The following is a 14,342-nucleotide window of genomic DNA, read 5'->3' on the forward strand; positions in this document are numbered from 1 at the left end:
ACTTTTCCGTGTCCATTCATGCTCCCGAGTGCCGTTTCACAGACCGATTCAACCCGGCTCCCACCATCCCCGGCTCGCTCACACAAGATTAGGTCAACCGACCTCTTCTTGAATGTAATAAATCAAGTCTCCTACTTTCTCGTTCAATGCATGTCTCCAAAAGAGAAATTATAGTTCATAATATATAAAAATAAGTACGAAGTCAAGATATATTACTTATTTCATAACAAGACGACTCAAATCCCGTACTTTTCCATTTGATCAAGAAAAGAACGGGATTTCAGATTCAAGCCAAGCTGATGATCCATAAAGGCCCGCATAATCTTTTTGATTTCATCCCGCGTGCCTTCACTTACCGATATATTACCGAGTCGTTGCAGATCCAGCTGTGCAAACAGACGTAACAACTTCAACGCTTTCGGACTCACAGACATTGCCGGAGGATCAAAGTGCTTGCAGGCACGACACAGGACTCCACCAAGCCTTGGACTAACAAATAATTGCTCATCCGGTCGCTCTTGACCACAAGAAATGCAATCATCCAGCTGAGGACCATACCCGGCTGCCTGCAGTATTTTCATTTCATACAGGCTGGTAATGACAACCGGATCTTTCTCTTCCTTCAACGCCTGGAGACAGGCTTTCAGTTGTTTAAACCAGAACGTTCCTGTCTCTTCATCCTGCAATACGCGATCCAGCAGTTCACAAGCATAAGATGCATAGGAAGCCTTAACCAAATCTTCACGCAGCTCATGATATGATTCAATGATTTCTCCTGCGTTTAGCGTTCCCAGTCCGGTGTTGCGAAAATAAACATATTGACCGTACGTAAATGGCTGCACCAGTGCAGCATGTCGGCTTTTGGGCTTTTTGGCACCGCGGACGAGTACCCCTACTTTCCCGCCGCTTTCGGTGCAAAGCGTAATAATTTTGTTCCCCTCGCCGTAGTCCATGCTGCGGATGACAATCCCTTCCACCCTGTATAGCATGCCTCGTCACCTAACCATTCCCGAATCAGCCAATTAACCTTCGGCTTCTTCATCTTCAATCACTTCCCTTGCAGGTTCCGACTCCTGTCCCAACGAGCTGCATGCCTCGGTATACAACAGATAGGACTCCACATCCCCCGTCATCGCAAAAACCTTCCACGAAAAATCTCGCATCGGAATTTCATCCTCTCTTCGAAAATGACATTTGCTTCTACCAGATAGGATGGAGTCTTGCAAGGTAAACTATGTGTTGCAATTACTGGATACTGAATTTATTATTCGCGACCAAAGCCAAGATCTCGCAGCACACGCTCCTGGTTTCTCCAGTCCTTCTTCACTTTAACCCACAGGTCCATAAAGATTTTGGAACCGAGCAGATTTTGAATATCCTGGCGAGCACGTTTCCCCACTTCTTTAAGCAAGGCACCCTGTTTCCCGATAATGATTCCTTTTTGCGAATCACGCTCCACAAAAATAACGGCTGAAATATAAACTACCCCGTTATCCTGTACTTTCATATCCTCAATTGTTACTGCAATGGAGTGTGGCACTTCTTCACGCGTCATCTGGAGAATTTTCTCCCGAATCAACTCGGCGCAAACAAACTGCTCTGGATGGTCCGTAACCTGATCATCAGGATAGTACTGAGGGCCTTCCGGCAAATATTTACCGAGCTGCTCCAGCAAGGTGCTTACATTGCTGCCAAGCATGGCAGATACCGGAACGATTTCGGCAAAATTGTGCAGCTTCCGATATGCCTCAATCAGTGGAAGCAGTGCTTCCGGCTCAATTTTATCAATTTTGTTCATGACCAGAATGACAGGTGTTCGCACATTTTTCAATTGTTCTGCAATATAACGGTCACCACCGCCCATGCCTTCCGAAGCATCAATCAGGAACAGAGCAGCTTCGACTTCTCCGAGTGTGTTCAAAGCAGTCTGGTTCATGTAATCGCCCAGCTTGGATTGACGTTTGTGAATCCCTGGGGTATCCAGGAAAACGATTTGTTGTTGTTCCGATGTGTATACACCATGGATCTTATTACGCGTCGTTTGCGGCTTGTCTGACATAATGGCAATTTTCTGTCCAATGACTTGGTTCATCAGCGTGGATTTACCTACATTGGGACGACCGATAATGGCTACAAAGCCGGATTTGTATGCTTGTTTTTTCATATGTTCCTCCTCAGGCGCCTAGGCCTGGAATGTATTGGTTTTTACTTTTTAGCAGAGTTCAGATCAGATGGCCCAAAGGCCCATGGCAATAGTTCGGCAACTGTAGTCTCCTGCAGATCACCCTTCATGTTACCCAGAATGACCTTCATATCCGGATCACACAGTTCGTACATCACCTGACGACATACACCGCACGGAGCAATTGGACCGTCCGTATCTCCTACAATCGCAATAGCCTTAAAGCTGCGTGGTTGCTTGCCTCCTGCAATTGCACTGAACATAGCTGTACGCTCAGCACAGTTGCCTGGCGTATAAGCAGCATTCTCAATATTACAACCATGATGCACATGTCCCTCGCTGTCAAGCAAAGCTGCGCCTACTCCAAAATGAGAATAAGGGGTATACGCTTTTGTACGTGCCTTAATCGCTTCTTGCATCAGCAAACCATTATCCATAATCAATCTCTCCCTTTGGGGTGTATATAAAGTTGCACTCGATGAGTTAAGTTCAACTTAAAAAAATTTGCACTGGCCTCTTCGCTGCCAGAACAACCTTACGATCGCTGTTATCCCCGGATTTTATTGATTCTCTTTTCCAAAGTGAAAATCCGGTGATAAAGGCGAACGCTTCGCTTCTACAGGTTATTTCTGACCTCTCCGTTATTGTGCAAACCAGAAGTTTAACTTAAAAAATGAGTCCAACTTTACAATTAGTGTGTAATATTAAAATCCAATCAAAGCAATCCTAGCCAGCTCATCACTGGCTTGATGAAAACGATACACCCGATGATGACGGCGAACACCGCAGCCAGCAAAACTGCACCGGCCGCGGTGTCCTTCGCCGCTTTTGCCAGCGGATGTATATGCGGATGCGCCAGATCTACAGCAGCTTCCACTGCTGTATTCATCAGCTCCGTCACAAGAACCAGAAATACGGCTGTCAGTACAAACATCCAGTCTGTTCTTGAAATCCCGAAAAAAAATCCGGCTGCACACATCAAAATGGCGACTCCTGTATGAACTCTTACATTCCTTTGAGTCCGCAGCCCGTATACGATTCCTTCCGCAGCATTGCGGAATACCATCCCCCAGGAGCGCCTTTTCATTATCGTGTCAACCCGGCTTGAGCGAGTACCGCTTCCTGTTTGCCCATCATTTCGGCTTCACTGGCCTCATCCTGATGATCATATCCAAGCAGGTGCAAGAATCCATGAACAAACAGGAAGCCGAGCTCACGTTCAAATGAATGCCCATATTCTTCACTCTGCAGGATGGTCCGTGGAACCGAAATAATAATATCCCCCAGAACATCCGGCATTTCTTCCATTTCTTCATCCTCGTCCAGTTCGTAGATAATATCCAGTTCCTCATCCACAGTCTCATTCATTGCAAAAGACAATACATCCGTTGGACGATCAATACCGCGATAGTCACGGTTCAGCTCATGGATCTGTTCATCATCTACAAAAGTCAGAGCCACTTCCCCGTCCGCAACACCTTCTGCTTCTCCGGCAAGGTTCAGCAGTTGCTCCAGCATTTCAATTATCGGTTCAGTAATTTCTTTGTCCTGTTGTTCATTATTCCATGCTAGGTTAAGACTCATTCTTTCATACTCCTGTCTTCTCATATTAGCGAATCAACCCGCCTCAGGCGATGTTGGCTTCGGTTTCTTCATTTCCTCCGGATATTCAATCCTGGAGTGGAATATACCCATGACGGTTTCCTTAAGGGTCTTGGCAACGATGTCCAGTTCGCGCATCGTCAGATCACAGTCATTAAACTGATGATCGTCCAAGCGACCTTTAATTATTTTTTCGATCATGGATTCCACTTGTTCCACGGTAGGCTTACGCAAGGAACGAACTGCAGCTTCCACGCTGTCAGCAATACCAACAATTGCCGACTCCTTGGACTGGGCCTTGGGACCCGGATAACGGAAATCATCTTCAGTGAAATCAGGTTCCACCCCTGCTTCCTCGGCCTGACGCAGCGCTTTGTGATAGAAGTAATGCAGGAAGGTTGTACCATGATGCTGCTCGGCAATGTCTCGAATAGGCCTTGGCAGCTTATAGTCCTTCTGCATCTCCACACCATCCCGTGCGTGAGCAACGATAATGGACTTGCTCAGCTTGGGATCAATCGAATCATGCGGATTTTCCATATTATTTTGATTTTCAATAAAATAAATGGGTCTTTTGGTTTTGCCAATATCATGGTAATACGAGCCGACCCGACATAACAAGCCGTTTGCACCAATTGCCTCCGCTGCCGCCTCTGACAGGTTTCCGACCATCACACTGTGGTGATATGTGCCGGGTGTCTCTGTTAGCAGTTTGCGCAATAGCGGATGATTGGGATTAGACAATTCCACCAGTTTCAGGGCAGACAAGATGCCAAACGAGGTTTCGAAAAACGGCATCAGCCCAATGACTAATATGGCGGTCAGTACGCCTCCAGCAAACGCAAATCCAATGCCATACAGCGTTGTCGTCCGGTTCCAGTCACTTGAGTCAATCAGAGCCAGCGTGAAGACCGCGATTGATCCGAACAGACACACCATAATGGCGCCTTTCAGGATCGTAGACCGCTGACTTGCCCGATGGGTGGCAAAGATCGCAACAAACGATACCAACACCGCGAAGAAACCAAGTTCAAAGTCAAAAATCTGACCCTGATGTGTATTTAAAATAATGCTCGACAGCATCCCGATAATAATCGAACAGACAAAGGCAAGTGATGTATCCAGCAGTAATGCAATTAACATTGCGCCTACGGCAACAGGGGCAAGAAAGCCTACATATGACTTCTCACTGGTCTGGAGTATCGCTGTGACGTGCATAACCACAATGGTAATAATAAATATGAGAACAAGCATCAGCAGCTGAGCATTGTTATATTTGAAATGCGTTCCGCTGAATTGCTGAATATACATGAGAATCGCTGCCGACAACAGACAGGACAGCATAAGCAATCCAAGCTGAGGCCAATAGTTTACTTCGTTTTTCAGCAAATCGTTCTCGCCCAAAAGAGTGTACATCTCCGGGGTAATCATCTCACCCTTGGCAACGAGCGTATCACCTTGCTTGATAAAGACCGTTTGAGTATTCTCACGCGCCTGCACTTTGGCTTCTTTTGTACCCTCTTCATCGTAGAAGCGGTTCGACGTTACTACAAGACGTGCAAGCTCCTGTACAACCTCACGCTGTGTACGTTTGCTAAGGGAGCTCACACTCACCATCTCGGCCACTTTGGCACGAGCTGTTGTAGCCTCGCTAATCTGGTCGGTCATTAATCTGGAGACGATATCCCGCGCAACGGACTTCATCTCCTGAATATCATCCGAAGTCAGACGTGAAATTTTGATATATGTTTCTTCCGGGATACGGTAGCTTTGCTCCTGTACCACATTTCTGATCTCTTCCAAAAGAGTTTCGGAGTATGTACCCGCTTTCCGGTTGTTGTTGATAAAATTGGACACAAAGTCTTTCTGGCGCTGCGGTATTTCATCACGATAGATGTCGATCTTGTCCTGACTGGAAATCTGATCATCCTGATTCAGCCGATCAATACGATCGAGCAGCGTGGTCATCAGATTTTCGTTCCGCATCTGTACAATTTGAAACATCGGCTGCACACGTTCAGCGGCTTCTTCTTGCGCTTTTAGTGTAGCCTTCGTATTCGGAATCTGCATGGGCGCAGCAATATTCACTTCACTCCGTGTGCCTTCCTGAATATCATACCGCTCAGGGAGCAGTTTGGAAGCAAGACTCACGTAGAAAAGGATCACCAGAAACAAAAACAGAAGATAGCGTGCCCACACGCTATACTTCCATCCTGTAGCTCTATTTTGAAAAGATTTGCCTTTTGACAGTTCCTTCGAGGTCATCGAGACAATCCCTTTCTATTCTTGATTTTCTGCGGCGTGATTATAGGCGACGATAATTTTCTGGACGAGGGAGTGCCGTACAACGTCTTGCTCGGCAAAATAGACAAATCCAATCTCTTCCACTTGCCCCAATATTGTATTTGCTTCCACAAGCCCCGACTTTTTGCCGCGCGGTAAATCAATTTGTGTCACGTCACCGGTAATGACCATTTTGGAACCAAAACCAAGACGGGTCAGAAACATTTTCATCTGTTCCGGTGTCGTATTCTGGGCTTCATCCAGGATAATAAACGAATCATCCAGCGTACGTCCCCGCATATAGGCTAGAGGTGCAATTTCGATCAATCCGCGCTCCAGTGCCTTGGCCGTCTGCTCTTGTCCCATAACGTCATACAAGGCGTCATACAGGGGCCGGAGATAAGGGTCAACCTTTTCCTGAAGATCACCAGGCAAGAAGCCAAGACTTTCTCCCGCTTCAACAGCAGGCCTTGTGAGCACGATCCGTTTGACGCTTCCTTCCTTGAGTGCTGCCACAGCTAGCACAACTGCAAGATACGTTTTACCTGTACCGGCAGGACCGATACCAAATACAACATCACGTTTTTTAATTGTAGTTACATAGTGTTTCTGTCCAATCGTCTTAACCCGGATCGGTTTACCACGGTAGGTCGTTGTAATCTCGCCTTTGAACAGATCCAGAAGCTGGTCTGCACGCAGTTCCTTTGCAAGCTCAATGGCATACTTAACGTCCCTTTCGGTTAACACATATCCGTTACGTACCAATTGCAACAACACATCAAATAATTGTTCAAGTGATTCCACATTTTGAATGTTGCCATGAATCACAATCTCCGCTTCACGGGATGCGATCTGGGCGGGAATCTCGGATTCAATCAGTTTCAGAAAAATATCTTGGGGTCCAAAAAGAGATTGACCCTCTCCCGCACTTTGGAGGGAGATTCGTATGCTGCGTGTTTGCTCTGACAAATAGCCTCATTCTCCTTGACTATGGACTAACGGAAGTTCTTCCGCAATGCTTTCTTCTACTTCAAACAATACTTTCATATAAACTTTACCATTCTCTTTCTTCTCATGCAAAATTTTTTCACTTAAAATTTTCGTTCCTTTGCCATTTTTGGCAATAATATCGTTTCTCGCTCCTTCCAATCCTTTCGTTCTAGCCCATTCAATCGTGTTTTTCTGCTCTTTTTCCTGTGTTTCCAAATCTTTCTCTGTCAGCCATCCCATGGGAAGTGTGAAGGATCTCCAGGTCAGCGGTTTATGATCACTTTCGGTATCAAATGAGGTGAAAGGCGTATTCCCGTATCCCCAGAGCTGAATCGCCCATTTCCCCAGTACAATGTAAAAACGTTCCTTGCTCTCCCCGGTCATCGTATTATGTTTTTGCACAAGGGGGACTTCGACCTGATACTCACGCCACACCAGTCCACGTACTTCCCCTTTGGCAACAATGGTTTTTGTATTCTCTTCATCTCCCAAAATACCGGATATCAGTACCTGTCCCTTCTTGACACGCATGTCCTTCTGCACGACAGGGCGTCCCTGCTCCGCGTATATTTGAGTGATTACAGCGTCTGTTTTACTGACCAGATGTCTCGGGTTCAGCAGCGGTTCACGCTTGGGCTGTGCTGACTCCACAACCTGGATGGTGATGGTTGTCCCTTCTTTGCTCACCCCAATCCAGGTTACATCCGGCAGAGCGAGTGCGAGCTGTCTGGAGAGCTTGTCCTGGCTTTGCAGTCGAAATGCCCACTGGAAGGGGTAAATGCCTTCTTTCTTTGCTGCCGCGAGCACTTCATCCGTGGGAATCGTCACATTGCCTTTAACTTCTATATTCCAAACCATCGATGACAACGCAAACAGAGCTGCTATAAAAAACAGCATGCCGCCCAGAAAGAACTTCCTTCTCAATAAACGGGCTGCAAAAAAAGGAAATCCACTCCGGTGTGTCACCTTTACACGGCAGCCTGTCCGTTTCAGCAAAGGACGCAGCCTAAAAAAATGCGGTAGCAGAATATACATTTCTGCCTTGCGCCCGTCATGGGCACGCAGGTCCCATACTTCCAGTCCCTGCTCTGCCACCGTGTTGATCAATGCTTCAATATCCCCCCCAGTGACCGTGATTCGGACTGCTCCGCGCAGTTTGTACAGACTGGGCTGCTTCATCCGTTCCCCTCCGCTCCATTCATATGAATATCCAGAATTGTTCCTTCAACAGCCACTTCATCCGGCAAAATATTGCGAATCATCAGTTCAGTCCCTTTGATCTCCAGCTGGCCTTGGGAGAGAGCCAGAACGATGCGATCCGGTGTAAAATGAATGACACCACGATGATTCTCTATATACAATTGCTTTGTGCCGATCAGGGTTAACCGTGGCATATCGTAAAGCACGTCCTGCGGCAGATCCAGAACTTCACTGGTCCATCTGCGCAGCTTGCGGCTGATCCGGGTCATTCGAAGGTCTTCCCCCTTCCTCTACAGTTCAACTTATGCGCAGATTCATGAAATTATGAAAACTACGGACCGTATAAGATGTGAAATGTGAGAAAAAAGATGATGAACGCAAAAAAAAGCCGTCTCCGGCATATTGCTCACCAGAAACGGCTCTATTCCTTCTACATCACTTAGATTGTTACAGTTTCCCTCTTGAACCGAAAGGCTGCTTGGATCGGGGAGCACCCAATACTTCTGCCCATAAAACACCCGTACGAATGTCTTCCGGACGAAGCTGGGAATTTCCCGATTCACTTGATTCCACTTGATCCCAACTGGAATCAGCCACAACAGGTTTGTTTGAAGAAGAAAAGCGATTTAGCCTTTCTTGAATCAGACGTTGTTGCTTTTCGAATTCTTTCTTTTGTTGGTCAAGCGAACGTTCCATCTCACCACTAAAGTTTCGGCTACCTACTTCATCTGAAGGACGTGAGGAAGCTTGTGGTCCTGAATACGGCTGATCATAACGACCTTCATCATACTGGTTCTCATACGGTTCATCGTACTGGTTCTCGTAAGGTTCATCATAACGAGTTTCACCAGCAGCTTCAGTGCTGGCAGTTTTCTTTGGAGAGGTCTGCGCTGGTGAACGGTCGGACTGATCGGAGTCACCACTGCCTCCAAAGGTCGGCATTCCATTGTTCTGACGCTTTTTGTTTGGATCAGATGATTTAGCTGCTTTTCCAAGAAAAGAAAAGAGCGCAAAACCGATGACAGCCACGATATACAGATTATTAAAAATCCATTCGAATAGGCCCATATATACTCACCGCCTATCTTCCGTTTTTGGAATCACCCTGATCGTTAGAATTCGAGCCCTCAGCAGGTTTTCCCAGTGTGTTACGCATTTGAGTGTCAGCTTCAATATTTTTGAGGTTCATGTAATCCATAATACCGATTTTACCACTGCGTAGAGCCTCTGCCATCGCAAGCGGTACTGCGGATTCTGACTCAACAACACGCGCTCTCATTTCTACAACGCGTGCTTTCATCTCTTGCTCTTGAGCTACGGCCATTGCACGACGCTCTTCCGCTTTGGCCTGAGCGATCCGCTTGTCAGCTTCTGCCTGCTCAGTTTGTAGAAACGCACCAATGTTCTTACCTACATCTACGTCCGCAATATCAATGGACAGAATCTCAAAAGCAGTCCCGGAATCCAGACCTTTGGATAAGACAGTACGAGAGATCAGATCCGGGTTTTCCAAAACTTCTTTGTGGGAGTCCGCTGAACCATTCGTACTTACAATACCTTCACCAACCCGGGCAATAATCGTTTCTTCACCCGCACCACCAACAAGTCGATCAATATTGGCACGAACTGTAATTCTTGCTCGTACGTTGACTTCAATACCATCTTTGGCTACAGCAGAAACTACAGGCGTTTCGATTACACGTGGGTTAACACTCATTTGTACAGCTTGCAATACATCACGACCTGCAAGGTCAATCGCAGCAGCACGTTCGAATTCGAGTGGAATATTTGCACGTTGAGCAGCAATCAGGGCATTTACAACACGGTCCACGTTACCACCAGCAAGGAAGTGACTCTCAAGTTGGTTCATTGATAATTGCAGACCTGCTTTAGTTGCTTTGATCATTGGATTTACGATCCGGCTAGGTGTTACACGTCTGAGTCTCATCGCTACGAGCGTAATAATACTCACACGTACACCGGATGCAATTGCCGAGATCCAGAGCATTACTGGGAAAAAGCTGAAGAATACGCTCAATACGATAATTGCAACAACCGCAATGAGCAAAACCGTAATCATGGTTGGTTCCATAGTATAAATTCCTCCATTTTCGTTTTGATTTTGATTTTGGCAAAAATTATATGAACATACATTCATAAATCTGCTACTAAATTAAAGATTACACCACTTCGCAGGCACCTTCAGCATAGTGGTTATGTACGGTTGCCTAAGCCTGAGCAGCTTGGCAACTGAGCGGATTAAACCGGTAACGATTGTTGAACGACAATACGTGTACCTTCCGCTTTAATTACGACAATCGGTGTATTCACCGGAATGAAATCCCCATCCGATACGACATCAATTCGTTCCCCATTAAACATCGCTGTTCCGGCAGGACGAAGTGGTGTCAGGCTGATTCCCTGCAGCCCGATCAGCTCTTTACGTTCTGTAGCGGAAGAATATCCCCGGTCAGCTGACAATCTGTCGCTTAGGATGAATCGATTCCATATGCCTCGATCCTTAAACAGAATAACGACAATCGCAATGACTACAAGCGCAGCCCCAAAAGCAATACCCAACGATATGAAAGCATCGCTTGTATCATAAGCTGCCCGTACAACGCCTGCCACCAGTGCAATTGATCCCAGTATGCCAAGAATCCCCATACTCGGAATAAACATCTCCAGAATCATCATGATGAGTCCGACAGTGAATAACACCCATGTCTCCGCACCGGCAAAACCGGCGATGTAATTCCCTGAGAAATAAAGCACAAAGCACACGATACCAACAATACCAGGCACTCCAAATCCAGGTACAATCAACTCAATGATTACACCAGCTATTCCAAGGAATAGCAATACCGTCATGACGACAGGATTGGTAAGAAATGTGGATATGTTCTCGGCGGCTGTTCTCTGAACGGTGAACACATCATCCTGACTGTAACCGAGCCAGGCTGCAGCTTCTTCCGGCGTATTGCTGATATGGTCCGCATAACCCACTTTCAGCGCTTCGTCGGCCGAGAGAGCAATAATTTCACCTTTTTCTTTGGTTTTGTTAATCTCAGGCATCTTCACGACCATGTTAACATCCGTCATTCCAGCTGCAATTTTGCCGTCACGGCCACTTCTCTCTGCCGCTCCCTGCATCTTGCTCTTCCAGAATGCAACCAGCTTTGGATCATCGACATGTTTACCCGTGCTGTCCACCATCGCTGCCGCACCGATCATACTGCCTGGCGACATTACGATCTTATCTGCATTCAGAGCCAGAAAACTTCCGGCTGAGGCAGCATCTCCACGGACAAATGCAACGGTTTCAATTGGACTTTCCTTAATTAAGGTACCCAGTTCTTCAGCCGTGTCGACACGCCCTCCCGGCGTATTGATATCCAGAACGATCAGGCCAGCGTTCATCTCTTCTGCTTCCTTGAACCCGCGTTCCATAAACTTGCCAAGTCCCTGCTCGATTGGTTTATCCACCGGAATGATATATACGGCGCCACTTTTCTCAGCTGCATGTGCTGACGGTGATCCAATCCAGACAGGAAGCAGCAGCGTCAGTAGCATCATGAGCATTAATGACCCCGTAAGCTTCTTCCGGCGCTTTCCCTTCACAAATAGTCCCCCCTTTTCCATTAATGTTATACTGTCCAGCTTATGGTATTTATTACGTACAATGCAACATTTCGTTTCAAAATCTTAGAATTATATTTGAAATCGGCAGCAATTGCAACATTACAAATCCATAATCATATATATTATCCATTTAAAAGCAATATTTGTGAATTTCCCTTAACAGATGAATGACTTCCCAGCCTACTTCAGGTTTCTTCTCAAACTGAGTACCGTATCCAATGGTGTAAACGGAAAAAACACCCCCTGACAAGTCAGGAGGTGTTCATTGATTTGCTTTATTGCAGAAATTGTTGAACTGCTTGATTTACCAGTTTGCCATCCGCTTTGCCTTTGACTTTCGGCATAAGGGCAGACATGACTTTCCCCATCTCGGCTTTCGAAGAAGCACCGGTTTCCTGGATGGTCTGCTGTACAATAACTTTAATTTCTTCTTCGGTAAGCTGTGCGGGAAGGTACTGACTGAGTAATTCAATTTCCGCTTTTGCATTTGCCGCGAGGTCATCACGGCCCGCTTTGTCAAATTCTTGGAGGGCATCTTTGCGCTGTTTGATTTCACGACTCAGAATATCAAGCACTTCGTTATCATCCAAATCTCTTTTCAAATCTATTTCAAGATTCTTGATCGTCGAACGAATCAACCGAATGTTGGAGAGCTTGAACTTGTCCTTGCTCTTCATCGCTTGCTTCATATCTTCGTTCAATCGTTCGCTAAGATTCATGTAGTTAAAATCCTCCTAAAACTTTCTCTTACGAGCAGCCTCGGACTTTTTCTTGCGCTTTACGCTTGGCTTCTCATAATGCTTACGTTTCTTCACCTCAGCCAATACGCCATCTTTTGCGATGGAACGTTTAAAGCGACGAAGTGCAGCATCAATAGTCTCGTTTTTGCGAACTTTAGTTTCAGACACCAGTTTTCCCTCCCTCCGACCAGACCGTCCAAGAGCAATAACACGGTTCATCACCTTTCATTATAGGCGAAAGGTAATAAAGGTGTCAACCTTAACGTAATGATCATTTATTTTATGTGAACTTCAGCTCCATATTCATGCCTTTTAAGCATATATGGATAAGTCCTGAATCAGAGTAAACTGAGTAAACTTGCTCGTTTATTTGTGGGAGTCAGACAAACTTGTCAATACGCCGAGTCGAGTCCCACCAAGCAAATGATAGTGCAGATGATGAACGGTTTGTTCTCCATCTTTGCCACAGTTATTAATCAGTCGGTAACCTGTTTCTTCCACACCGAGACGCTTGGCCGCTTCTTGCGCAGCCAAATGAATCTCACCGATCAACGGCAAATCTTCTGCGGTTACTTCATTCATGGAAGCAATATGTTTCTTGGGAATAACGAGTACATGGGTCGGTGCAGCGGGCTGGATGTCATGAAAGACGATGACATGGTCATTCTCCAGTACCTTATTGGAGGGGATGCTGCCCTCTACAATTTTGCAAAATAAGCAATCCATTGTTCATACCCTCCTTTGGATTAAAAATTATGTATACCCTTCTATCATACCGGAACTGAAAAGTAAATTCCAATCGAACCTCTTCAGTTATGTCATTCAAACCGGGATGATGGACAAAAAAACCATTCACATCTTAGTGGACTGCTGAGAGCGTACACCAAAGATGTGAACGGTTATATTTGCTACAAGCATGATGATTCATTTTTTTCTATTAATAATAAGGCAATAAGGATAATGCAGTCAGTCCAATCAAAGGTAATACCAGTCGGTTAAACCGTCTGCGACCGTAACCATAATAGGGGTATGGATAGCCGAAGCCCGGGAAGAATCCCCGCGAATGAGTGGGATAAGTAACTGGCATCATATTGGGTCCCCAGTTCGCTTGATTAACCATGGCTTCATTTCCCACGGGAACAGCCAAATAAATCATGTCATCATCCACGTTTTCCATAATGCCATCATAATGGGCACCGTCGTGCATTTGTACACACACATAGCGATGCATGTGTTCCTTACACAGTTTCTTCGCTTCTACCTTTTCCACGTTTCATCGCCTCCGGATATGCTCTTCTCTTCATCACCCTTTCATGGTATTCAGATCTGGGCGAAATGACACTGTGAATGACAAGAGTTTCAGGATTGGGGTCCAAAGAGTGAAATCAGTATAGAAGCTGTGCCTGTGAAATAAAAAAGAAGCACCCCGTGCAGTTTCCATACGGAGTTCTGCTGTCGCGGACGTCTAACCAGGAGTATTCCTGATCAAACGTCCGCCGGGGTACTTAACATAAAGTTTGTCGGCTTAACTGTAGTATAACAACAGGATGAACCTGTATCTGTGAGCTATCTCACTCAACTGACTCAGCGAGTATAGAAATGAGATTCAACCCAACTTAGTCAGTTAAGAGTTCCCCCCATGATCAACCTTCTAAGGTTGGTTCCTGAGGGATTCACAATTGGGACTCATTTAAAACCGTAAT

The 14,342-nt window shown here is 45.9% G+C and carries 17 protein-coding genes; all 17 read right to left on the reverse strand.

All coding sequences use genetic code 11. The features are described from left to right. Positions 1-236: 236 nt before the first annotated feature. Entirely contained in the window at positions 237-989 is a 753-nt protein-coding gene (gene recO, locus P364_RS0101860; protein WP_024628464.1) for a DNA repair protein RecO, read from the reverse strand. A gap of 33 nt (positions 990-1,022) precedes the next feature. After that, positions 1,023-1,163 (reverse strand): YqzL family protein, encoded by a 141-nt coding sequence (locus P364_RS36710; RefSeq protein ID WP_079349649.1) that lies wholly within the window; start codon positions 1,161-1,163, stop codon positions 1,023-1,025. A 101-nt stretch (positions 1,164-1,264) separates the two neighbouring features. After that, positions 1,265-2,164: a GTPase Era gene (gene era, locus P364_RS0101870; protein WP_024628465.1), complete on the reverse strand. Its 900-nt coding sequence runs from the start codon at positions 2,162-2,164 to the stop codon at positions 1,265-1,267. A gap of 41 nt (positions 2,165-2,205) precedes the next feature. Beyond that, positions 2,206-2,619, reverse strand: a complete 414-nt coding sequence (locus tag P364_RS0101875; protein ID WP_024628466.1) for a cytidine deaminase — start codon at positions 2,617-2,619, stop codon at positions 2,206-2,208. Positions 2,620-2,897: 278 nt separating this feature from the next. After that, positions 2,898-3,269: a diacylglycerol kinase family protein gene (locus P364_RS0101880; RefSeq protein ID WP_024628467.1), complete on the reverse strand. Its 372-nt coding sequence runs from the start codon at positions 3,267-3,269 to the stop codon at positions 2,898-2,900. Continuing rightward, positions 3,269-3,766 carry an rRNA maturation RNase YbeY gene (gene ybeY / locus P364_RS0101885; protein ID WP_024628468.1) on the reverse strand — a complete coding sequence of 166 codons (498 nt, stop codon included), beginning with the start codon at positions 3,764-3,766 and terminating at the stop codon, positions 3,269-3,271. The genes P364_RS0101880 and ybeY overlap by 1 nt, the downstream gene beginning before the upstream one ends. 33 nt (positions 3,767-3,799) lie before the next feature. Next, complete coding sequence (locus P364_RS0101890) at positions 3,800-6,049, reverse strand: HD family phosphohydrolase (RefSeq protein WP_024628469.1); 2,250 nt, start codon at positions 6,047-6,049, stop codon at positions 3,800-3,802. Positions 6,050-6,064: 15 nt separating this feature from the next. Further along, positions 6,065-7,036 (reverse strand): PhoH family protein, encoded by a 972-nt coding sequence (locus tag P364_RS0101895; RefSeq protein WP_024628470.1) that lies wholly within the window; start codon positions 7,034-7,036, stop codon positions 6,065-6,067. 6 nt (positions 7,037-7,042) lie between these two features. Next, entirely contained in the window at positions 7,043-8,236 is a 1,194-nt protein-coding gene (yqfD, locus tag P364_RS0101900; RefSeq protein WP_024628471.1) for a sporulation protein YqfD, read from the reverse strand. Continuing rightward, positions 8,233-8,526, reverse strand: a complete 294-nt coding sequence (gene yqfC, locus P364_RS0101905; protein ID WP_024628472.1) for a sporulation protein YqfC — start codon at positions 8,524-8,526, stop codon at positions 8,233-8,235. Before yqfC ends, yqfD begins: the two co-directional genes overlap by 4 nt. Before the next feature lie 178 nt (positions 8,527-8,704). Then, on the reverse strand, positions 8,705-9,325 hold the full coding sequence (locus P364_RS0101910) for a hypothetical protein (RefSeq protein WP_024628473.1): 621 nt from the start codon (positions 9,323-9,325) through the stop codon (positions 8,705-8,707). A 13-nt stretch (positions 9,326-9,338) separates the two neighbouring features. Next, positions 9,339-10,349 carry a flotillin-like protein FloA gene (gene floA / locus P364_RS0101915; protein WP_024628474.1) on the reverse strand — a complete coding sequence of 337 codons (1,011 nt, stop codon included), beginning with the start codon at positions 10,347-10,349 and terminating at the stop codon, positions 9,339-9,341. A gap of 167 nt (positions 10,350-10,516) precedes the next feature. Next, complete coding sequence (locus P364_RS0101920) at positions 10,517-11,839, reverse strand: NfeD family protein (RefSeq protein ID WP_173405206.1); 1,323 nt, start codon at positions 11,837-11,839, stop codon at positions 10,517-10,519. A gap of 335 nt (positions 11,840-12,174) precedes the next feature. Beyond that, positions 12,175-12,618, reverse strand: a complete 444-nt coding sequence (locus P364_RS0101925; RefSeq protein WP_024628476.1) for a GatB/YqeY domain-containing protein — start codon at positions 12,616-12,618, stop codon at positions 12,175-12,177. A 15-nt stretch (positions 12,619-12,633) separates the two neighbouring features. Further along, complete coding sequence (gene rpsU, locus P364_RS0101930; protein ID WP_005547957.1) at positions 12,634-12,807, reverse strand: 30S ribosomal protein S21; 174 nt, start codon at positions 12,805-12,807, stop codon at positions 12,634-12,636. A gap of 198 nt (positions 12,808-13,005) precedes the next feature. Next, positions 13,006-13,365 carry a histidine triad nucleotide-binding protein gene (locus tag P364_RS0101935; protein WP_024628477.1) on the reverse strand — a complete coding sequence of 120 codons (360 nt, stop codon included), beginning with the start codon at positions 13,363-13,365 and terminating at the stop codon, positions 13,006-13,008. A 211-nt stretch (positions 13,366-13,576) separates the two neighbouring features. Beyond that, complete coding sequence (locus P364_RS0101940; RefSeq protein WP_024628478.1) at positions 13,577-13,909, reverse strand: hypothetical protein; 333 nt, start codon at positions 13,907-13,909, stop codon at positions 13,577-13,579. Between the last annotated feature and the right edge of the window lie 433 nt (positions 13,910-14,342).

Origin of the sequence: Paenibacillus sp. MAEPY2, assembly GCF_000499205.1 — a bacterium.
Classification (GTDB): Bacteria; Bacillota; Bacilli; order Paenibacillales; family Paenibacillaceae; genus Paenibacillus; species Paenibacillus vandeheii.

Excerpts from the sequence above, each read along its gene's own strand:
- recO (WP_024628464.1), bottom strand. The coding sequence starts at position 989 with ATGCTATACAGGGTGGAAGGGATTGTCATCCGCAGCATGGACTACGGC.
- P364_RS36710 (WP_079349649.1), bottom strand. The coding sequence starts at position 1,163 with ATGCGAGATTTTTCGTGGAAGGTTTTTGCGATGACGGGGGATGTGGAG.
- era (WP_024628465.1), bottom strand. The coding sequence starts at position 2,164 with ATGAAAAAACAAGCATACAAATCCGGCTTTGTAGCCATTATCGGTCGT.
- P364_RS0101875 (WP_024628466.1), bottom strand. The coding sequence starts at position 2,619 with ATGGATAATGGTTTGCTGATGCAAGAAGCGATTAAGGCACGTACAAAA.
- P364_RS0101880 (WP_024628467.1), bottom strand. The coding sequence starts at position 3,269 with ATGAAAAGGCGCTCCTGGGGGATGGTATTCCGCAATGCTGCGGAAGGA.
- ybeY (WP_024628468.1), bottom strand. The coding sequence starts at position 3,766 with ATGAGTCTTAACCTAGCATGGAATAATGAACAACAGGACAAAGAAATT.
- P364_RS0101890 (WP_024628469.1), bottom strand. The coding sequence starts at position 6,049 with ATGACCTCGAAGGAACTGTCAAAAGGCAAATCTTTTCAAAATAGAGCT.
- yqfD (WP_024628471.1), bottom strand. The coding sequence starts at position 8,236 with ATGAAGCAGCCCAGTCTGTACAAACTGCGCGGAGCAGTCCGAATCACG.
- yqfC (WP_024628472.1), bottom strand. The coding sequence starts at position 8,526 with ATGACCCGGATCAGCCGCAAGCTGCGCAGATGGACCAGTGAAGTTCTG.
- P364_RS0101910 (WP_024628473.1), bottom strand. The coding sequence starts at position 9,325 with ATGGGCCTATTCGAATGGATTTTTAATAATCTGTATATCGTGGCTGTC.
- floA (WP_024628474.1), bottom strand. The coding sequence starts at position 10,349 with ATGGAACCAACCATGATTACGGTTTTGCTCATTGCGGTTGTTGCAATT.
- P364_RS0101920 (WP_173405206.1), bottom strand. The coding sequence starts at position 11,839 with ATGCTCATGATGCTACTGACGCTGCTGCTTCCTGTCTGGATTGGATCA.
- P364_RS0101925 (WP_024628476.1), bottom strand. The coding sequence starts at position 12,618 with ATGAATCTTAGCGAACGATTGAACGAAGATATGAAGCAAGCGATGAAG.
- P364_RS0101935 (WP_024628477.1), bottom strand. The coding sequence starts at position 13,365 with ATGGATTGCTTATTTTGCAAAATTGTAGAGGGCAGCATCCCCTCCAAT.